The 19,417-nt window shown below is 59.3% G+C and carries 20 protein-coding genes and 1 tRNA gene; 14 read left to right on the top strand and 7 right to left on the bottom strand.

The window, feature by feature from the left end; genetic code table 11:
* Positions 1-63: 63 nt before the first annotated feature.
* The 3 genes from AC07VF_RS08560 to AC07VF_RS08550 all read right to left on the bottom strand — a co-directional run bounded on the left by AC07VF_RS08560 (position 64) and on the right by AC07VF_RS08550 (position 3,661).
* On the bottom strand, positions 64-837 hold the full coding sequence (locus tag AC07VF_RS08560; RefSeq protein WP_463582622.1) for an alpha/beta fold hydrolase: 774 nt from the start codon (positions 835-837) through the stop codon (positions 64-66).
* Positions 838-1,052: 215 nt separating this feature from the next.
* The gene (locus AC07VF_RS08555; RefSeq protein WP_495007835.1) at positions 1,053-1,655 is read right to left on the bottom strand and encodes a TetR/AcrR family transcriptional regulator; all 603 of its coding nucleotides are present in this window, start codon (positions 1,653-1,655) and stop codon (positions 1,053-1,055) included.
* Between the two features lie 146 nt (positions 1,656-1,801).
* A complete protein-coding gene (locus AC07VF_RS08550; RefSeq protein WP_495007834.1) occupies positions 1,802-3,661 on the bottom strand; it encodes an ABC transporter ATP-binding protein in 1,860 nt (619 codons plus the stop codon).
* A 254-nt stretch (positions 3,662-3,915) separates the two neighbouring features.
* On the opposite strand from AC07VF_RS08550, the gene nadA reads away from it, so the two are divergent.
* Positions 3,916-4,974: a quinolinate synthase NadA gene (gene nadA, locus AC07VF_RS08545; RefSeq protein ID WP_346630108.1), complete on the top strand. Its 1,059-nt coding sequence runs from the start codon at positions 3,916-3,918 to the stop codon at positions 4,972-4,974.
* A 116-nt stretch (positions 4,975-5,090) separates the two neighbouring features.
* On the opposite strand, the gene AC07VF_RS08540 is transcribed toward nadA, so the two are convergent.
* Entirely contained in the window at positions 5,091-6,527 is a 1,437-nt protein-coding gene (locus AC07VF_RS08540; protein ID WP_065986750.1) for a M48 family metalloprotease, read from the bottom strand.
* A 146-nt stretch (positions 6,528-6,673) separates the two neighbouring features.
* On the opposite strand from AC07VF_RS08540, the gene AC07VF_RS08535 reads away from it, so the two are divergent.
* Both AC07VF_RS08535 and AC07VF_RS08530 read left to right on the top strand, forming a co-directional pair.
* Positions 6,674-6,925 (top strand): sulfurtransferase TusA family protein, encoded by a 252-nt coding sequence (locus tag AC07VF_RS08535; protein WP_192170877.1) that lies wholly within the window; start codon positions 6,674-6,676, stop codon positions 6,923-6,925.
* A 37-nt stretch (positions 6,926-6,962) separates the two neighbouring features.
* Positions 6,963-8,033: an AI-2E family transporter gene (locus AC07VF_RS08530; protein ID WP_133772851.1), complete on the top strand. Its 1,071-nt coding sequence runs from the start codon at positions 6,963-6,965 to the stop codon at positions 8,031-8,033.
* A gap of 115 nt (positions 8,034-8,148) precedes the next feature.
* Here AC07VF_RS08530 and AC07VF_RS08525 read toward each other — a convergent pair whose 3' ends face one another.
* Both AC07VF_RS08525 and AC07VF_RS08520 read right to left on the bottom strand, forming a co-directional pair.
* Positions 8,149-8,622, bottom strand: a complete 474-nt coding sequence (locus tag AC07VF_RS08525; RefSeq protein WP_192170878.1) for a peroxiredoxin — start codon at positions 8,620-8,622, stop codon at positions 8,149-8,151.
* 10 nt (positions 8,623-8,632) lie between these two features.
* Entirely contained in the window at positions 8,633-9,196 is a 564-nt protein-coding gene (locus AC07VF_RS08520) for a glycine cleavage system transcriptional repressor (protein ID WP_037014004.1), read from the bottom strand.
* 311 nt (positions 9,197-9,507) lie between these two features.
* On the opposite strand from AC07VF_RS08520, the gene dapA reads away from it, so the two are divergent.
* The 9 genes from dapA to AC07VF_RS08475 all read left to right on the top strand — a co-directional run bounded on the left by dapA (position 9,508) and on the right by AC07VF_RS08475 (position 15,230).
* Positions 9,508-10,386: a 4-hydroxy-tetrahydrodipicolinate synthase gene (gene dapA, locus AC07VF_RS08515; protein WP_495007833.1), complete on the top strand. Its 879-nt coding sequence runs from the start codon at positions 9,508-9,510 to the stop codon at positions 10,384-10,386.
* Between the two features lie 17 nt (positions 10,387-10,403).
* Positions 10,404-11,519 carry an NlpB/DapX family lipoprotein gene (gene bamC / locus AC07VF_RS08510; RefSeq protein ID WP_192170880.1) on the top strand — a complete coding sequence of 372 codons (1,116 nt, stop codon included), beginning with the start codon at positions 10,404-10,406 and terminating at the stop codon, positions 11,517-11,519.
* On the top strand, positions 11,520-12,278 hold the full coding sequence (locus AC07VF_RS08505; RefSeq protein ID WP_205484543.1) for an MBL fold metallo-hydrolase: 759 nt from the start codon (positions 11,520-11,522) through the stop codon (positions 12,276-12,278). It abuts the gene before it with no gap.
* Positions 12,279-12,338: 60 nt separating this feature from the next.
* Positions 12,339-13,052 (top strand): phosphoribosylaminoimidazolesuccinocarboxamide synthase, encoded by a 714-nt coding sequence (gene purC / locus AC07VF_RS08500; RefSeq protein ID WP_495007832.1) that lies wholly within the window; start codon positions 12,339-12,341, stop codon positions 13,050-13,052.
* A 104-nt stretch (positions 13,053-13,156) separates the two neighbouring features.
* Positions 13,157-13,246: transfer RNA gene (locus tag AC07VF_RS08495), tRNA-Ser, on the top strand.
* A 153-nt stretch (positions 13,247-13,399) separates the two neighbouring features.
* Complete coding sequence (locus AC07VF_RS08490; protein ID WP_495007831.1) at positions 13,400-13,777, top strand: hypothetical protein; 378 nt, start codon at positions 13,400-13,402, stop codon at positions 13,775-13,777.
* A 7-nt stretch (positions 13,778-13,784) separates the two neighbouring features.
* A complete protein-coding gene (locus AC07VF_RS08485) occupies positions 13,785-14,018 on the top strand; it encodes a hypothetical protein (protein WP_495007830.1) in 234 nt (77 codons plus the stop codon).
* 18 nt (positions 14,019-14,036) lie between these two features.
* Positions 14,037-14,408, top strand: coding sequence for a hypothetical protein (locus AC07VF_RS08480; RefSeq protein WP_495031054.1), 372 nt, complete (start codon positions 14,037-14,039; stop codon positions 14,406-14,408).
* Between the two features lie 150 nt (positions 14,409-14,558).
* Entirely contained in the window at positions 14,559-15,230 is a 672-nt protein-coding gene (locus AC07VF_RS08475) for a class I SAM-dependent methyltransferase (RefSeq protein WP_192170896.1), read from the top strand.
* Between the two features lie 48 nt (positions 15,231-15,278).
* Here the strand turns inward: AC07VF_RS08475 and AC07VF_RS08470 are convergent, their stop codons facing one another.
* The gene (locus AC07VF_RS08470; RefSeq protein ID WP_192170897.1) at positions 15,279-15,509 is read right to left on the bottom strand and encodes a DUF6555 family protein; all 231 of its coding nucleotides are present in this window, start codon (positions 15,507-15,509) and stop codon (positions 15,279-15,281) included.
* Positions 15,510-15,906: 397 nt separating this feature from the next.
* On the opposite strand from AC07VF_RS08470, the gene AC07VF_RS08465 reads away from it, so the two are divergent.
* Entirely contained in the window at positions 15,907-17,595 is a 1,689-nt protein-coding gene (locus AC07VF_RS08465; protein ID WP_282370543.1) for an NAD-dependent malic enzyme, read from the top strand.
* 131 nt (positions 17,596-17,726) lie between these two features.
* The gene (locus tag AC07VF_RS08460; protein WP_495007828.1) at positions 17,727-19,403 is read left to right on the top strand and encodes a GMC family oxidoreductase; all 1,677 of its coding nucleotides are present in this window, start codon (positions 17,727-17,729) and stop codon (positions 19,401-19,403) included.
* The last annotated feature ends 14 nt before the right edge of the window (positions 19,404-19,417 follow it).

Below are 19,417 nucleotides of genomic sequence, written 5' to 3'. Positions count from 1 at the left end.
AAGGTAAAGCGTCATTTACTTGGATTAATAGACTAGTCGTCTAGTTCAGCGGCAAAACGAAATTCACTTGGCGGCTTTTATGATCAGGTCAGCCACGGCCTTGGGATAGGCCAGCATCGCAACATGGCTTGAAGGGACTTCGATGGAATCGGCGTGCAGGCGCTGCACCTGATCGCGCTGCAGTTGTGGCGAGATGATCTGGTCGTTTGTGGCCACCACCGCAAAGGAGGGCACCTTGTGCCAGGCAGCGTGGGGAATTGGCTGGCTCAGCGCTTTGATGTTCAGCGCGCCTTGGGTCGCGGCGACGAGTTTCTGTTCGGCGCGGGGCAGATCAGGGGCGAAGAATTTGGCGACGCCTTCGTCGCTGACTTTCACGTAGCCGTCTGCATCTTTGACGAAGGAGGCCTGGCCGGGCATGTCGGGATAGCCTTTAACGGCATCGAACACTGACTGGCCATCATCCGGGGCGTAAGCGGCGACGTAGACCAGCGAGCGGACTTTGTCGTTGACGCCAGCGTCGGTGATGACCGCGCCAGCCCAGGAGTGACCCACCAGAACCACCGGGCCTGGAGCAGCGGCAATGGCGCGTTTGGTGACAGCGACATCGCCTTCCAGGGAATCCAGCGGGTTCTGCACTGCCACCACATTCAGGCCGGCTTTTTCCAGCAGCGGAATCACTTTGTTCCAGGAGGAGCCGTCGGCGAAAGCGCCGTGGACCAGCACTACAGTCTTGGCGGTCAGGGGAGCGGCAGGGCGGTCTTGGGCTGACGCGAATCCAGCGGCGGCGAGCAATGTCACGGCAGTGGCGAGAGCGGTGATCGTTGTTCTGGTTTTCATCACGTCAGTCCTTGTGGCGGCGGGTTAATGTGGGTACACCTTAACTCTGAGTAGACCAGTCGTCTAGAGTTATTTTCAAATTATTTCAGGAGGCCTTTTTGACGTGCTTGGCAATGGACGCGGCGAAGGTATAAAGCCGGTCAGGAGAGACCGGCAGGCGCTATGCAGAGGGGGAACGAAGGCAAGGAGAGCGGCGGGACATTGCGGGGCGCTGATCAGGTCAGGCGCAAAATCGTGCGCGTGGTTGCCATGGCTGTTTCGAAGGGCGCGAGGCTTCGTTCGATCTTGACCATCACGCTGGCGCCGACCCACAGCTGGTACAGGCTTTGCGCAATGGCGTAGGGGTTCTCGCAGGCGGGCAGCGAGCCGTCGGCAATGCCAGCCTTAATCGCGCTGCCGAGCCGGTCGGTAATCCCGGCCGTGCCGCGCTTGAGCACCGCGCGCATGGTTTCAGACAGATCGGCCACTTCAACGCCAAGCTTCACGGCGAGGCACTTGCCCTGGCATTCCTGGAACGACTGGGTGTCTTGCCAGACCCGCCAGTAACTCATCAGGCGCTCGCCCATGGGCAGGCCGGGCTCGCCGAGGATGCGATCAATATCCGCGAGGTAGTCGTCGAAGTAGTGCTCAAGCAACGCCTCGCCGAAGGCATCCTTGGAACCGAAGTAATGATAGAAGGAGCCTTTCGGCACGCCCGCCGCGGCCAGAATTTCGTTCAGGCCTACGCCGGAATACCCCTTGGCGGCCATGATGCGTTGGCCGACGTCGAGGATTCCTTGACGGACATCAGATGAACCACGTGTTTGGGGAGTATTCATGGCTCGGAGAATACATCCTAGTAAGTCGGTCTACTAGCGGATTCTGATGGACGATGTTGTCGTGTGTCGGCGGGGCCCGGCTCGACACGACAGCTTTAAGCCCCAATCGCCGTCGTGTCGCTGCGGTTATAAAGCGCGCCTGCCCGCTAAACCTGATCCACCGCTTCAGGCACGCCCTGGTCCTCGCCTAGAAACCCGCCGCTCTGGTGATGCCACAGCCGCGCGTACGTGCCGTTCTTGTTGAGCAGTTCGGCATGGGTGCCTTGTTCGATGATGCGACCGTCGTCCATCACGATGAGCCGGTCCATGGCCGCAATGGTCGACAGCCGGTGGGCGATGGCAATGACGGTTTTGCCTTTCATCATTTCGTCGAGGCTTTCCTGAATCGCCACTTCGACTTCCGAATCCAGTGCGCTGGTGGCTTCGTCCAGCAGCAGGATCGGCGCGTTCTTCAGCATCACGCGAGCAATGGCGACCCGTTGGCGCTGGCCGCCCGACAGCTTGATACCGCGCTCACCCACCAGCGTGTCGTAGCCGCTGTGACCATGCTTGTCGCTGAGCTGGCTGATGAAGCCGTCGGCCTGGGCGTTGGCCGCAGCGGTGTGGATTTCCTCATCGGTGGCATCAGGTCGGCCATACGCGATGTTGTCGCGAATGGACCGATGCAGCAGCGACGTATCTTGCGTGACCATGCCGATGGCGCTGCGCAGGCTGTCTTGCGTGACCTGCCTGATGTTCTGCCCATCGATGCGAATCTCGCCGCTGTCCACGTCATAGAAGCGCAGCAGCAGATTGATCAGCGTGGATTTGCCGGCGCCTGAACGTCCGACCAGCCCGATCTTCTCGCCGGGGCGGATGGCGAGATTCAAACCCTCCAGCACCTGACGCTCGCCGTTGTAGTTGAAGCTGACGTTGTCAAAGGTCACGGCGCCGCCGGTGGTCTTCAACACGGCTGCATCCGGCGCGTCCTGCACTTTAGGGCCCTGAGTCAGGGTCGCCATGCCGTCCTGCACCGTGCCGATGTTCTCGAACAGCGAGGTCATCTGCCACATGATCCAGTGGGACATGCCATTGATGCGCAGCGCCATGGCGGTAATCGCGGCCACCGCGCCGGTGCCGACGTCACCCTGATGCCACAGCCACAGGGCATAACCGCCTGCGCCCAGAATCAGCGCGACAACCAGTGCCTGATTGACGATCTCGAACTGGCTCACCAGACGCATCTGGCGAAAGCCGGTCTGCTTGAAGTCCTCCATCGCCGCACGCGCAAACTGCGCTTCGCGTTTGGAGTGGGAGAACAGTTTCACCGTGGTGATGTTGGTGTAGGCATCGGAGATCCGCCCGGTCATCGACGACCGCGCGTTGGCCTGCTCCTGACCGACTTTGCCCAGGCGCGGCACGAAGTACAGCATGGCCAGGCCGAACAATACGATCCAGGCCATGAACGGCAGCATCAGCTTCAAGGCGAAGCCGCCGGCCAGCGCGATGATCGCAATGAAATAAACGCCGATGCCGGGCGCGATTTCGATCAGGGTGAACAGCACGTCCCGCACCGCCAGCGCGGTCTGCATCACCTTGGTGGTGACCCGACCGGAGAACTCGTCGGAGAAGAACGACAGGCTTTGCCGCAGCATCAGTCGGTGAAAATCCCAGCGCAGCCGCAGCGGCAGGTTGATCGCCAGCACCTGGTGCTGAACCATCGTGCGCATGGCCACCAGCCCGATGCTGATCACCAGCACAATGCCGATGCCCCACAGCGCTCGACTTTCCTCGCCCGCGGTGGCGCCGCCGTCCTTCCAGGTTGAGAGCAGATCGACCACTTGCCCGAGGAACGAGAAGAGCCAGGCTTCGTAAAGCGATACACAGGCGCTGAGCACCGCAAGGGCGAGGATATAGCCACGCGCTCCACGGGTGCAGGCCCACAGAAAACGCGCCAGACCTACTGGTGGCGGCGGTGCTTCGTCGGGTGGGAAGGGGTCGAGCCGTCGTTCAAATACGCGCAGCATGAGGGTCTCCAAAACTGTCCAGTGGCGCAGATTCTGCCATTGAATGGCTAACTTGAGGGTTCGAGGCTTTCACGGGTGGGTCGTTCCGCCCGATTTCGAGACTGTCTCGCGGCGTCCGGGACGCCAACATGATGGTTGAAGATCAGCAGTCGGTGACTGCCGGTAAGTGATCGCTCAACAGATCCCGTGCTAACTTCCCGGCCGTTTTCTATCATGCGGACTTTCCGTCCGTACGCGCATTCAGGTCCACCGACATGACACACATCTCCGAACGCCTTCTGGTCCAAGCGCACCTGGACGCCAAACAGCCCAAAACCCTGAGCCCGGAAGAGGAGGCTGAGTACCGCCGTTTGATCGCCGCCGAGCTCAAGGCTCAGGACGCTGTGCTGGTCGCTCACTACTACTGCGATCCGGTGATTCAGGCGCTGGCGGAAGAAACCGGCGGTTGCGTTTCGGATTCTCTGGAGATGGCGCGATTCGGCAAAAACCATCCGGCGAAAACCGTTTTGGTGGCCGGGGTGCGTTTCATGGGTGAAACCGCAAAAATCCTCACTCCCGAAAAACGCATCCTGATGCCAACCCTTGAGGCTACCTGCTCGCTGGACCTTGGTTGCCCGGTCGAGGAGTTCGCTGCGTTCTGCGATCAGCATCCCGAGCGTACCGTGGTGGTTTACGCCAATACCTCAGCCGCTGTAAAAGCCCGTGCTGATTGGGTGGTGACGTCCAGCTGCGCGTTGGAGATCGTCGAGAGCCTGATGGACAACGGCGAGAAAATCATCTGGGCGCCCGACAAGCATCTGGGGCGTTACATCCAGCGCGAGACCGGGGCCGACATGCTGTTGTGGGACGGCGCCTGCATCGTGCACGAGGAGTTCAAGTCCCGGCAGCTTGAGGACATGAAAGCGTTGTACCCGGACGCTGCCATTCTGGTGCACCCGGAGTCCCCCGAATCGGTTATCGACCTGGCTGACGCCGTGGGCTCTACCAGCCAGTTGATCAAGGCGGCGCAAACGCTGCCGAACACCACCTTCATCGTCGCCACCGATCGCGGCATCTTCTACAAGATGCAGCAGCTGTGCCCGGACAAGGTCTTCATTGAGGCACCGACCGCAGGTAATGGCGCCGCATGCCGCAGTTGCGCCCATTGCCCGTGGATGGCGATGAACACGCTGGCGCGCACGCTTCAGTGTTTGCGCGAAGGTACCAACGAAATCTTCGTCGACCCGGCGGTTATCCCTCACGCCGTTCGGCCGTTGCAGCGCATGCTCGACTTTACTCAGGCGGCGCGGATGAAAGCTTCGGGTAATGCATGATCTGTAGCGGCAAGCTTCAAGCTTCAAGCTTCAAGCTTCAAGCTTCAAGCTCCAAGCGAAAAGGCGATTTGCTGCGTTCCACCTTGCAGCTTATGGCTTGCCGCTTGTAGCTGACTTCAGTTCATCATGTCCTTCACCGCCCGCTCCTGAGCAATGATTTCCTGCTGCCGCGCGTCGATGCGTGAGGCCAGCTGGAAGTTGTTGTTCGCCCGTCGCTTGGCAAATTCAAGCTGTTGAATCGCCTGCTTGAAATCGCCCATCAGCGCGAAGTATTCGGCACGGGCCTGGTGCAGGCCGATGGTGTTGCCCGACAAACCACGGGTATCCGCCACCTGATTCCAGATGTCCGGATCGTCCGGGCGGCTCTTCAACAGAATCTCCAGAGACTTCAGCGCTTCCGGCGCCTTGGACTGCTTGAGCAGGACGTCGACTTTCGCCTGATTGAGCGGGTAGTTGTCCGGGTACAGGTTCAACATCCGGTCCACCCGCTGTTGAGCATCGGGCAGGCGATTGTTGGAGATGTCCAGATTCACGGCGGCGAGGTTGTAGGGAATGTTGTCCGGCGCCTTGTCGAGCAGGGGCTTCAGCGTCTCGCGGCCCTCATTCAGCTGACCCGCTTTGGTCTGGGCCAGTGCCAGACCGTAGCGAGCCGCATCGTTTTTCGGGTTCTCAGCCAGTTGCGCACGGAAACGCTTGGCCGCCATGCCCGGGGTTTCTTCGTATATCAGCACGGTGCGTGCGCGCATCAGTTGATACGCAGGGCTGTCTTCCTTGCCGCCGGGCTTGGCTTGCTCGGCGCGGTTGCGCGTGTCGGCAATACGGGATTCGGTCACCGGGTGGCTCATCAGGAATTCCGGTGGCTTGGCGTCATAGCGATACTGGCGCGCCAACCGCTCGAACATGGTGGGCATGTTGCGCGGATCGTAGCCGGCCTTTTCCAGATTGAGAATGCCGATGCGGTCGGCTTCTGCTTCGTTTTGCCGGGAGAACCGCGCCTGCTCCTGAATCGCGGCGGCCTGGGTGCCGGCAATCGCGGCAATCCCCGCATCCCCCGCGCCCGCTGCGGCCATGACAATACCGGCGAGCATCGCCGCCATCACCGGCACTTGCATGCGCTGCTGCGCCTGCACGCCCCTGGCGAAGTGCCGTTGCGACAAGTGAGCCAATTCGTGGGCGAGGACCGCGGCGTATTCGCCTTCGGTCTCGGCATGGAGGAACAACCCGCCGTTGACTCCGATGATCCCGCCGGGCGCTGCGAAGGCGTTGATCTCCGGCGTGTTGATCAGGATGAATTCGAGCCGGCGGTCCTGCACCTGGCTGGTTTCGGCCAGCCGATAGACCGAGGACTCGACGAAGTCCTTGAGCAGCGGGTCGGACAGCTGCGCCACTTCAGAGCGCAGCAGCCCGAGCCAGGCACGCCCCAGGTCATGTTCTTGCTGGGGAGAAACGATGGATGAACTCGCGTCGCCGAGGGAGGGCAGGTCATCTTCTGCGAAGCTCGGCGCTGCCAGCAGGCATGCGAGGGTCAGCAGCGTGGGGCGCAAAAAATTCATGCACGAAACTCTGGGGCAGAAAGGCGCCACTGTAGCTGGCTCGATGGCTTGCTGACCAGAGTGGGGTATTCTGGAAAACTTGTAAGAATGTTCTTCCGCCTGACTGCTTTTATGCGAGGGCGGATGTGTCTATCCGGAGAGAAACGATGTCTGACGCTGTAGGACACCCCGCACCCTGCGATGCAGAGCTCGACGCCAGCGGCCTGAACTGCCCGCTTCCCTTGCTCAAGGCCAAGATGGAACTCAATCGTCTGGCCAGCGGCGCGGTCCTCAAAGTGACGGCCACCGATGCAGGCTCGCAGCGCGACTTCCGTACCTTCGCAAAACTGGCCGGGCACGTGCTGCTCCACGAAGAAAACGCTGACGGCATTTATCGGTATTGGCTACGCAAGGCCTGAGCGTTTCTGACCCCTCGCAACCCCCTTAGGATTCTTGATGTTCAAAGTGCTTCGCGACTGGATACAGCGCTACTTTTCCGACGAGGAAGCGGTAGTGCTGGCAGTGCTGTTGGTTCTCGGATTTACCGTTGTTCTCACCCTCGGCGGCATGCTTGCCCCGGTGCTGGCCGGACTGGTGCTCGCCTTTCTGATGCAGGGGTTGGTCAACCTGCTTGAACGCCTGCGGGTCCCGGAAGGTGGCGCAGTCGGACTGGTCTTCGCGTTATTCATGGGGGCGCTGGCGCTGTTTTTGCTGGTTCTGGTCCCACTGCTGTGGCGACAGCTCATCACCTTGTTCAACGAATTGCCCGGCATGCTCGCCAAGTGGCAGTCGTTGCTGTTGCTGCTGCCGGAGCGTTATCCGCATCTGGTGTCGGACGAACAGGTCCTGCAGGCCATCGAAGTGGCGCGCGGCGAGGTCGGAAAGTTCGGGCAATGGGCGCTGACGTTTTCCCTGTCCAGCTTGCCGCTGTTGGTCAACATGATGATCTACCTGGTGCTGGTGCCGATCCTGGTGTTCTTCTTCCTCAAGGATCGTCGGATGATCAGCCGTTGGGCGAGGGGCTATCTGCCCCGGGAACGTACGCTGATTACCCATGTGGCCGAGGAAATGAATCGGCAGATCGCCAACTACATTCGCGGCAAGGTCATTGAGATCTTCATCTGTGGCGGGGTGACGTACATCGCCTTCGTGACCATGGGGCTGAATTACTCGGCGTTGCTGGCGATGCTGGTGGGGATTTCGGTGGTCGTGCCGTACGTGGGCGCAGTCGTGGTGACGGTGCCGGTGGCGTTCATCGCGCTGTTCCAGTGGGGCTGGAGCGATCAGTTCATCTATCTGATGGTGGTCCACGGCATTATCCAGACCCTGGACGGCAATGTGCTGGTGCCGCTGCTGTTCTCCCAGACCGTGAGCTTGCACCCGGTCGCGATCATCTGCGCCGTGCTGTTGTTCGGAGGGCTATGGGGGTTCTGGGGGATTTTCTTTGCGATTCCGCTGGCGACCCTGTTCAAGGCCGTACTGGACGCGTGGCCACGGAACGAACCGACGGTGGCGCCGTTGTTATAGGCGTTGCCTCGCTTTTTGTAGGAGTGAGCTTGCTCGCGATCGGCGTCGTCATGGTCAACCTACGATGACTAAACGGCCCCCGATCGCGGGGAAGCTCAGGCCTACATTATGGCGATCAAGCCTTGTTCAGCGCCTTGGCTGCTTCCAGCACCGCCGCCACATGCCCCGGCACTTTCACGCCGCGCCACTCTTTACGCAGCACACCGTCCTTGTCGATAAGGAAGGTGCTGCGGTCGACGCCCAGGTATTCCTTGCCGTACAGCTTTTTCAGCTTGATCACATCGAATAGCTGGCACAGCGATTCATCTTTGTCCGAAATCAGCTCGAACGGGAATTCCTGCTTGGCCTTGAAGTTCTCGTGGGATTTCAGGCTGTCCCGCGAAACACCGAACACCACCGTGTTGGCGGCCTTGAAGTCGGCGTGATGATCGCGAAAGCCCTGGCCCTGGGTGGTGCAACCCGGGGTGCTGTCTTTCGGATAGAAATAAAGAACGACTTGCTGACCTTTGAGCGCCGACAGGCTGACCGCCTGTTCGCTCGTGGCCTGCACCTGAAAGTCGGCAACCGCTTGGTCGAGTTCTACAGCCATTCGAGACTCCTTACATCGGTGCTTGAGGGCGCCATGGTTCGATCAGCGCATCGAGATTGAGTGCGTCGGCGAAGTCCAGGAACTGGTCACGCAGCCAGCTGATCTGGGTACCGGCCGGCAATGTGACGGTGAACGTCGCGTTGAGCATGGTGCCGCCGGTCTGTGGGGCCTGATAGGTGTCGCAGATCAGGTTTTCCAGCTCGACGTTGTGGTCGATGAAGAACTGGCACAGCTCGTTGATAATGTCCGGGCGATACGCCGAACTGACGTACGCCACGTAAGGCAGGGCTTCCGGACGGTTTTCCAGCGAAGCACTGCGCACCACATTGACGGTGAAGGCGTGTTTCTTCGCCAGGTTGGGCAGGCCGGTTTCCAGACGCGCCAGGGCGTCCCAGCTGCCGGATATCTGCAGGATCAGCGCGCTGCACTCACCGTGGCGAGTGAGGCGAGAGCTGACGACCGAGCAACGGCTTTCGTTACTGGCGCGGCACAGGACGTTGGTCAGCTCCATTGGGTTGGCGCCAAGGGCACTGATGACAAGGAATTGTTCGCGAACTGTGGGGATGGATGACATGCAGCATTCCTAAACGATGAGCGGTCGGTACGCAGCAGGCCTGTGCCGGCGGGCTCGACGGACGAAGGCATCGTGATGTCGCCCCGACCCGCAGCCGTCAATCGCGGCCATGAGCCTGTCATGGCCGCGATAACGACGCAGGGCGGGTAAGTGACGACAAAATCGAGCAGTCGAACGAGCCGGGCAGATGACCCGTACCGATCAAAGACCGAAGGGTAGCGAAAACCGGCGCCGAGGGGAATGCTCGCCTTGTGCAAGGATCATGGCGCCAGTACCATTACCGCTCTCTTTTTCCGGCAGGAGCGGTTTGCATGATTGCGGGCAGTATGGTGGCACTGGTCACACCCATGGATGCACAAGGTCGTCTCGACTGGGACAGCCTGAGCAAACTGGTGGACTTTCACCTGCAAGAGGGCACCAACGCCATTGTTGCCGTCGGCACCACCGGTGAATCCGCGACGCTCGACGTCAACGAGCACATCGAAGTCATCCGCCGCGTGGTTCAGCAGGTCGCTGGCCGCATTCCGGTCATCGCCGGCACAGGCGCCAACTCCACCCGCGAGGCGGTCGAACTGACCACCAACGCCAAGAACGCCGGTGCCGATGCCTGCCTGCTGGTCACCCCGTACTACAACAAGCCGACCCAGGAAGGCTTGTACCAGCACTTCAAGCATATCGCCGAAACTGTCGACATCCCGCAGATTCTGTATAACGTGCCGGGCCGTACCGCCTGCGACATGTCAGCCGAAACCGTTATCCGCCTGTCGACAGTCAAAAACATCATCGCCATCAAGGAAGCCACCGGAGACCTGCAGCGCGCCAAGGATATTCTTGCCGGCGTGAGCAGCGACTTCATGGTCTATTCCGGCGATGACGCAACTGCCGTCGAGCTGATGTTGCTCGGTGGCAAAGGCAACATCTCGGTCACCGCCAACGTCGCGCCGCGCGCCATGGCCGACCTGTGCAAGGCCGCGATGGCCGGTGATGCCGACACCGCCCGCGCCATCCACGAAAAACTGATGCCGCTGAACAAGACCTTGTTCATCGAATCGAACCCTATTCCCGTGAAATGGGCCCTGCATGAGATGGGTTTGATGCCAGACGGTATTCGTCTGCCGCTCACCTGGCTCAGCGAGTCCTGCCGCGAGCCGCTGCGTCAGGCCCTGCGCCAGTCCGGTGTATTGGTCTAATGAGGAAGCATTACGCAATGAAGCGACTGGCCGGACTTTCCGCACTAGCCTTGATTATCTCCAGCACCAGCGGTTGCAGCTGGCTTTTTGGCCAGGACGGTTACTTCCGCGATCGCAGCAGCGATTACCTGGAAGCGACCCAGAAGCCGCCGATGCAATTGCCCGAAGGCGTTCAGGAAGTCAAACGTCTGGACCCGTTGCTGCCGATTCCGCGCAACGTCGCCGATGACACCCAGAAGGGTGAATTCACCGTGCCGCGTCCGCAACCTCTGACTACTGCTCAGGACTCCGGCGACTACACGCTGCAAAAGAGCGGCGACAACCGCTGGATTCTTGCCCAGCGCGCACCGGCTGAAGTCTGGCCTGTGGCGCATCAGTACTTTGAAGACAACGGCTTCCGTATTGCCGAAGATCGTCCGCAGACCGGTGAATTCAACACCACCTGGCAGCGCATGGACGAACTGTCCGCATCGGTTGCCAAGCGCATGGGTTCCAGTGGCGATGCCGCCAACACCGAAACCCGCGTCCGCGTTCGTATCGAGCCGGGCGTGCAGCGCAATACCAGTGAAATCTATGTGGTCAGCGTGCAACGTCCGGCCGGCAGCCGCGATGACCCTGCCTTCCCGTCCCGCAGCACCAACGTTGGCCTCGACTCCGTGCTGACCGATGACATGCTGGCAAGCCTGACCCGCACTGCCGAGAAGGGCGGTTCGGTTTCCCTGCTGGCGGCGCGTGATTTCGACACCCCAAGCCGCGTTTCCCTCAGCGAAGACGGCAGCGGCAACCCGGTGCTGAACCTGGGCGCGGATCTGGATCGCGCGTGGTCGAGCGTCGGTCGTGCGCTTAACCAGGGCGACTGGCGCGTTGAGGACATCAACCGCAGCCTGGGCCTTTACTACATCAACTTGGCGGAAAAAGCCGACAAGCCTGAAAACAAGCCTGGCTTCCTCAGTCGCGTATTCGGCAGTGAAGAGTCTAAGGAAGAGAAGGAAGCCCGCGCGGAGCGTTATCAGGTTCGCCTGAGCAAGGTCGGTGAAAACGTTCAGGTCACGGTCGAGAAGAACATCAACACCGTTGCACCGACTGAGGTCGCTCGTCGTGTGTTAAGCGTCATTCAGGACAACCTGGGTTAAGTGCGCTTCGCGGTTCTGGGCAGCGGCAGTCGCGGCAATGCCACGCTGGTTGCGAGCAACGACACGTACGTGCTGGTCGATTGCGGTTTCTCCCTGCGGGAAACCGAACGACGGCTCGACAGGCTGGGCGTCAGCGGCAAGCAGCTGAGCGCCATTCTAGTGACCCACGAACATGCCGATCATGTGCATGGCGTGGGTTTGCTGTCTCGGCGCTACGATGTGCCGGTGTATCTCAGTGACGGCACGCTGCGCGGCATGCGCAAGCCGGTTGAAGCAGGGCTTCGGCTGGTGGGCGGGCAGGGTCTGCGCATTGGTGGTCTGGGCATCGACGTGGTGTCGGTGGCTCACGATGCGCTGGAGCCTACCCAATTCGTGTTCAACGACGGACGCCGGCGCTTCGGGCTGTTGACTGACCTTGGTTCGTATTGCCCGATGGTGCTCGACAGCTACCGTGGGCTCGACGCGCTCATGGTCGAGTCCAATCACTGTCGCGATCTGCTCGCCCGGGGTCAGTACCCGTACTTTCTCAAGCAGCGGGTGGGTGGTGATCACGGTCATTTGAACAATCATCAGGCTGCCAGTCTGGTGAACGAGCTGGGATGGCAGGATCTGCAGCACTTGGTGCTGGCCCATCTGAGCAGCAAGAACAACCTGCCGCATCTGGCCCGGCAGTGTTTTGTCGACACCCTTGGGTGCGACGAGGACTGGCTACAATTGGCCGATCAGGATTCAGGGCTCGACTGGCGCGAAATCGCCTAGCGTCCCAAACGGGCGACTCGCCCCCCACTATTCAGCAAGACTCAGCAAGCGGAGCCCATCATGGAAAAACGTGAAGAACTCTACCGCGGCAAAGCCAAGTCGGTTTACAAGACCGATGACGCTGACCGCTTGATCCTGGTGTTCCGCAACGACACCTCGGCGTTCGATGGCAAGCGCATCGAACAACTCGACCGCAAAGGCATGGTGAACAACCAGTTCAACGCCTTCATCATGCAGAAGCTCGAAGCCGCCGGCATTCCGACCCAGTTCGACAAACTGCTGGGCGACAACGAAGTGCTGGTCAAGAAGCTCGACATGATCCCGGTCGAATGCGTCGTGCGTAACTACGCCGCCGGCAGCCTGGTCAAGCGCCTGGGCGTAGAAGAGGGCATGAAGCTCAACCCTTACACGTTCGAGCTGTTCCTGAAGGACGACGCCAAAGGCGACCCGTTCATCAACGACTCCCACGTCGTCGCGTTCGGTTGGGGCACCGCCGAGCAACTGGTTCGCATGAAAGAGCTGTCCCTGAAGGTCAACGAAGTCCTGAGCAAACTGTTCGACGACGCCGGCCTGCTGCTGGTCGACTTCAAGCTTGAGTTCGGCGTCTTCAGCGACGGCTCGATCGTCCTGGGCGACGAGTTCAGCCCGGACGGCTGCCGCCTGTGGGACAAAGAAACCCGCAAGAAAATGGACAAGGACCGCTTCCGTCAGGGTCTCGGCGATGTCATCGAAGCCTACGAAGAAGTCGCCCAGCGTCTCGGCGTACCGCTCTGATCCAATGCTTCAAGCGCAAAATGCTGCAAGCATCTGAAAGAACGCGAAAAAATCCTTTAAAAGGGTTCGCGTTCCTCGAACGAACTGTTATGATGCGCGCCGTTGGAGAGATGCCGGAGTGGCCGAACGGGACGGATTCGAAATCCGTTGTACTGGCGACAGTACCTAGGGTTCAAATCCCTATCTCTCCGCCATTATTTGAAAAGCCCCAGAAGTTATGCTTCTGGGGCTTTTTCGTTTCTGGCGTTTGGAATACCGGAAATCGTGAGGAGCACAGCCGGCTTCCGCTGTTTTCTGCATCACTGGTAAGCTGAGGGTGCTTTGCATTTTTTCGCTTGGAGGCGGTGATGCGCGGATATACCCAGTTAATTGATTTTATGCAGGATTTGGGCGATGGCATTCTTGACCACCTCCCGGAGGAGCAAAGGGTAGCAATTCTGAGTGTCGAGGACATTGTCGAGCTTTGGATGCAGCGGAAGTCATATCTTCAAGCCCTTTCTTTAAAAAAAGACATAGTGAGCTACGCAAAGCTTGATGAGGCAGGCGATTATTCTGTTGATCAGCTTCTCGATGACTTTGATCTGTGCTTTATCCCGGAAAGATTTGGTTGTGAGGATCACATTTTTCTCACCGGTATCCTTGATTTGATTAATTTGCATATCGAGAAAAAGCGTCAAGGTATGCTTGTTAAGTACTTTGGTTGGTTAGGTTATCAGGAAGCATGAGGTAATCATGCGTCAGTACGTACGGTTGATTGATTTCATGCTGTCTTTAGGCACGGCCATCCAGGATTATTTGCCTGAAGATGAGCGCGCCAACGTCCCTGACTTGAAATCTTTTCTGGATGAATGGACTTCGAGAACTTCGCTTATCGAGCTTTACCGGCTGCGTAGCGACATCAGGTCATATTTAGTTAAGCACACTGCCGGTGGTTACACCGTAGATGAATACAGTGTCACTTCTTAGCAACCTCAAGAGGTGTCCATGCGCGGATTTATGGAACTCATCGACTTCATGAAACATCTGGCTGAGGGGCTACTGGATTATCTGCCTGAGGATCAGAGGGTAGGACAGCTCACAGCGGATCAGGTAATAGAGAAATGGATGAAAGGGAAGTCGTATTTTGCAGCACGTTCCCTCAGGCATGATCTCAAAAGCTATATAAGGCTTTATAAGTCCGGAGACTATTCCGTAGATGAAATATTGTCGTGGTACGACCTTTCCTTCATTCCAGAAAGGTTTGGCTGTGAAGAGTGGGAATTGTTCGCGAGCATATTGTGTTCAATCGACGCCCATGTTGAGAGAAAACGAAAGGATCTGTTGATCAAGGGATTTGGCTGGCTAGGTTTTCGCTAGATCAAGTCAGTGCCGGGCTGGGGAAATGCTTCGTCACCTTGCCCGGAACTTTACTTTTCCCAACCCCCGCCTACTCTCGATCTCACGCCCACTAGCGGTACAAGATCGCTCCACGCCCCACCCCAATCCTTCCAGTCAGTCAGAGAAGCCATGATCACCATCCAAGAGCTCAACGACTTCATCAGCAATCCGGAACTCAATGACTCGATCGCCCAGGTCTGGACGTTGATCGGCAAGCATTTCGAGCAGGCGCAGAGCACGTTGCCGGCTGAGCGGGCGATGCCGCGCAAGGAGTTGTCGTTTCATGATCATGTGCGGCTATTGGGTTACCTGGCGCTTCTGGTCGAAGGCATCCCCGGGGATGTGGTCGAGATTGGTGTCTGGAAGGGCAAGTCGCTGGTGCTGATGAATGAAGTCTGCAACCGCGAGCGCCGCATCATCGGGATTGATCCGTTTGAGCTGCCCAATCAGTTTGAAGAGTTCAGCTATTACCAGGAGAACCTGTTCTCCAACGCCCTGGTGCTGAGGGGCTATTCGGAGTTGTGCGCCGAGCGTTTCTACAACCTGTCGCCTAAGGTGGCGCTGTTGCACATTGATGGCGGTCACGCCGGGCGCAATGTGCTGCTGGATTTCCTGCTGTATTCGCCAAGCGTCGTACCAGGCGGGTTTATCGTCTTCGACGACTACGGGGACTTTCAACACTCACCGGAGGTAGGCCCGGCGGTCGATTTGCTTCGCGCCACGGGCTATTTCAAAGGATTCAACGTGATTGGGTGTGTGCATGGCTTTGAGGCGAGCTATGTGATCCAGCGCGCTGGATAGGGCTCCCCCAGCACCAAAGGTCGGTGCACCGGTTGAGATTACACACAATCAAACCCATTCCGCCCAACGCACCGCCGTCAATCCATACCGCCGGGCATGGGCGATCAGTGCCGTTAGCTCTTCCCGGGTCTTGGACAAATTGTGCAGTACGCCGATGCCCGCGTGCAGGCAGGCGTAGTACCAGGCATCGGCTTCGTTCAGCGCTGAATCGGGTTGGAGGAATACTCGCTGCTCGTCCAGAAAGCGGTAGTGGATACGAAAGATGCGCTGGCCTGACATTAATATCTCCGATTTGATGTCAATGTGACTGCAATGGCTCATCGCCAGTTCAATATGTCAGGTGTTTAGTACCTAGGCCTGAGGTGACTACGGCCAAAACTCCATTTCTCAAAACAGCCAGTCCGGCAGCACGTCGTTTCCTCTGTGACCCGCCGCGCCATTTTTGTTCCTGATACGGGGCTATTTCCTGACCGCTCCGACGACTTCCGGCCATCATTTCGCAATCGGTGAGCGACAAAATGTCGCAATCGTTTTCAGGCGAGTAAGATAGGCACCCTGTTTTTACCCCCCTATTTTTTCGGACGGATCCTGCGTTGAGCGTCGTGTACATCGACCTCCGGGGCATCGTTTCGACGTCGTATTGATAGAGCAAACAGAGAAAAGGCGATCACTGCAAATGACCAAGACCTCGCGACCTTTATATATTTCCTATGCTGGCCCTTCGTTGCTGGAGATGCCGCTGCTCAACAAGGGCAGTGCCTTTACGCCGCAAGAGCGCATCGATTTCAACCTGGTCGGCCTGCTGCCCCAGAACGTCGAAACCATCGAAGAGCAGGTCACCCGCGTTTACAACCAGTACCGGCAATGCGCGAGCGACCTGGATAAACACATTTATCTGCGCTCGATTCAGGACAACAACGAAACCCTGTTCTTCCGCCTGCTGGATTCGCACCTCGACGAGATGCTGCCGATCATCTACACCCCGACCGTGGGTCAGGCGTGTCAGGAATTCTCGAAAATCTACCGCACCCACCGCGGGCTGTTCATCTCCTACCCCGAGCGCGATCGCATCGACGATATCCTGCGCAGCGCGACGAAAGATCGCATCAAAATCATCGTGGTGACGGACAGCGAGCGCATCCTTGGCCTGGGCGACCAAGGCATTGGCGGCATGGGCATTCCGATCGGCAAGCTGTCGCTCTACACCGCATGTGGCGGCATCAGCCCGGCGTACACCTTGCCGATCGTGCTCGACGTGGGCACCAACAACAAAGAGCTGCTGGACGACCCGATGTACATGGGCTGGCGCCATGAGCGCGTCACCGGCAAGGAGTACGACGACTTCATTGCTCTGTTCATCGAGGCGGTGCAGAGCCGCTGGCCGGACGTGCTGTTGCAGTTCGAAGACTTCGCCCAGACCAACGCCATGCCGTTGCTGGAGAAGTACCGCGATGAGTTGTGCTGCTTCAACGATGACATTCAGGGCACCGCGTCGGTTGCCGTGGGCACCCTGCTGGCGGCGTGCAAAGCCAAGCACGAAACCCTGGGCCAGCAGCGGGTTGTGTTCCTGGGCGCGGGTTCGGCCGGTTGCGGGATCGCCGAGCACATCATTGCGGCCATGGTCATCGAAGGCCTGAGCGAAGCCGAAGCGCGCAAGCGCGTGATGATGGTCGACCGCTTCGGGCTGCTGACTGACAGCATGGACAACCTGCTGGACTTCCAGAAGAACCTCGCGCAGAAGTCTGCCGATGTGGCGGGCTGGTCGAGCGGCGAGGGTTCGCCCGAGTTGCTGGACGTGGTCGCCAACGGCAAGCCGACTGTGCTGATCGGCGTGTCCGGCCAGCGCGGCCTGTTCACCGAGCAAGTCATCCGCGAGATGCACAAGCACTGCGCCAAGCCGCTGGTCATGCCGCTGTCGAATCCGACCTCTAAGGTCGAAGTCACGCCGCAGGAAGTACTGACCTGGACCAATGGCGACGCGCTGGTGGCGACCGGCAGTCCGTTTGCTCCGGTCACCGTAGGCGATCGAACGTTCCACATCGCACAGTGCAACAACTCCTACATCTTCCCGGGCATCGGCCTGGGTGTTGTGGCGTCGAAAGCCACGCGCATCACCGACAAAATGCTGATGGCCGCCTCCAACGCGCTGGCGGAATGCTCGCCAATGGTGACGGGCAAAGGTGACGCTGTCCTGCCGCCGCTGAAAGAGATCCAACAGGTGAGCAAGAAGATTGCCCTGGCCGTGGCCAAGCAGGCTCAGGCTGAAGGCATGGCGCTTGAGACCACCGAAGAGATGCTCGTCGAAGCCATCGAGCGCAACTTCTGGATGCCGAACTACCGCAGCTACCGTCGCAGCGCGGTGTAATCGCATCCGTTACTGACAGCAAACGCTTCAACCCGGACCGCCCCATGGAAACATGCGGCGGTCTTTTGTTTTGTGGCGAAAAACTTCAGGATGGGCCCTGCATAAAAACAAAAAATATCAGCGAGGGATGCATGCAAACGGACGTCGGTCTCCATGACTACATCATCGTCGGCGCAGGCCCGGCGGGCTGCCTGCTGGCCAATCGGCTGTCGCAGAATCCTGCTCACCGGGTTCTGCTGCTCGAAGCCGGCGGTCAGGACAACTACGCCTGGATTCATGTGCCGGTGGGCTACCTCTACTGCATCGGCAATCCGCGCACCGACTGGTGCTTCAAAACCGAAGCGGAGCCCGGCCTCGGCGGACGTGCGCTCAACTATCCTCGCGGCAAAGTACTGGGCGGATGCTCCTCCATCAACGGCATGATCTACATGCGTGGCCAGGCCCGGGACTACGACGGCTGGGCGGAGCAGGGCAACTCGGGATGGGGATGGAAAGACGTCTTGCCGATCTTCAAGCGCTCGGAAAACCACTACGCCGGCGACTCTGAATTCCATAGCCAGAAAGGTGAATGGCGCGTCGAGCAGCAGCGTCTTTCATGGACGTTGCTGGATGCGTTCCGTGAGGCAGCGGCGCAAACCGGCATCCCGTCGATCCCCGACTTCAACGGCGGCGACAACGAAGGGTGCAGCTATTTTCAGGTCAATCAGCGGCGCGGTGTGCGCTGGAATGCGTCCAAGGCATTTCTTCGGCCTGCGTTGAAACGCCCGAACCTGACGGTGATCACCGATGCGGAAGTGTCGCGCGTGGAGTTTGAGAACAGCCGCGCTAGCGGGGTGATTGCACGCGTCAACGGAAAGGAACAGACGCTTCGCGCCCGGCGGGAGATCATCCTTTGCTGCGGCGCCATCGGATCGCCCATGGTCCTGCAACGCTCCGGCATCGGGCCGCGTCCGCTGCTGGAAAAGCTCGGCATTGGCGTACGGCATGAGCTGCCCGGCGTCGGCGCGAATTTGCAGGATCACCTGCAGTTGCGCCTGATCTACAAGGTCAGCAACGGGCAGACGCTGAATCAGATGGCGGGCAGTGTGTGGGGCAAGATGAACATGGGCCTGCGCTATGCCCTCAATCGCAGCGGTCCGTTGGCGATGGCGCCGAGTCAGTTGGGTGCTTTTGCACGCTCGGGGCCGGAGCAGACAAGCGCCAATCTCGAATACCACGTGCAGCCCTTGTCCCTTGAGCGCTTCGGCGAGCCGCTGCACGGATTTCCCGCATTCACTGCGTCCGTGTGTGATTTGCGCCCGCAGAGCCGTGGCACGGTGGAGATCCGTTCGGCGCTGGCCGATGCCGCGCCGATCATTCGCCCGAACTACCTGAGTCACGAGACCGACCTCAAAGTGGCCGCCGACGCGATTCGCCTGACCCGTCGCATCGCCGCCGCGCCTGCGCTCGCTCGCTTCGAGCCGGTCGAGTACCTGCCCGGCGCGAGCCTGCAAACCGAGGAAGAACTGCGCGAGGCGGCCAGCGTTGTTGGCACGACGATCTTTCACCCGGTAGGCACCTGCAGGATGGGGCAGGGCCGTGATGCCGTAGTCGACGAACGCCTGCGCGTGCACGGCATAACCGGCCTGCGCGTAGTAGATGCGTCGATCATGCCGAACATCACCTCCGGCAACACCTGCTCGCCGACCGTAATGATCGCCGAGAAGGCGGCGCAGATGATTGTTGAGGATGAATTGAGGAACGGAATGCCAGAAATAACGAGCCTGACCACCTCTCTTGAAACCGAGGTTGATTTGGGCGAGCGCTGAACTCTATTGCTCTA

Source organism: Pseudomonas sp. GW821-FHT02H06 (assembly GCF_059421525.1).
Note: the sequence above shows the minus strand (reverse complement) of the source record. Positions and strands in the feature narration are given on the sequence as shown.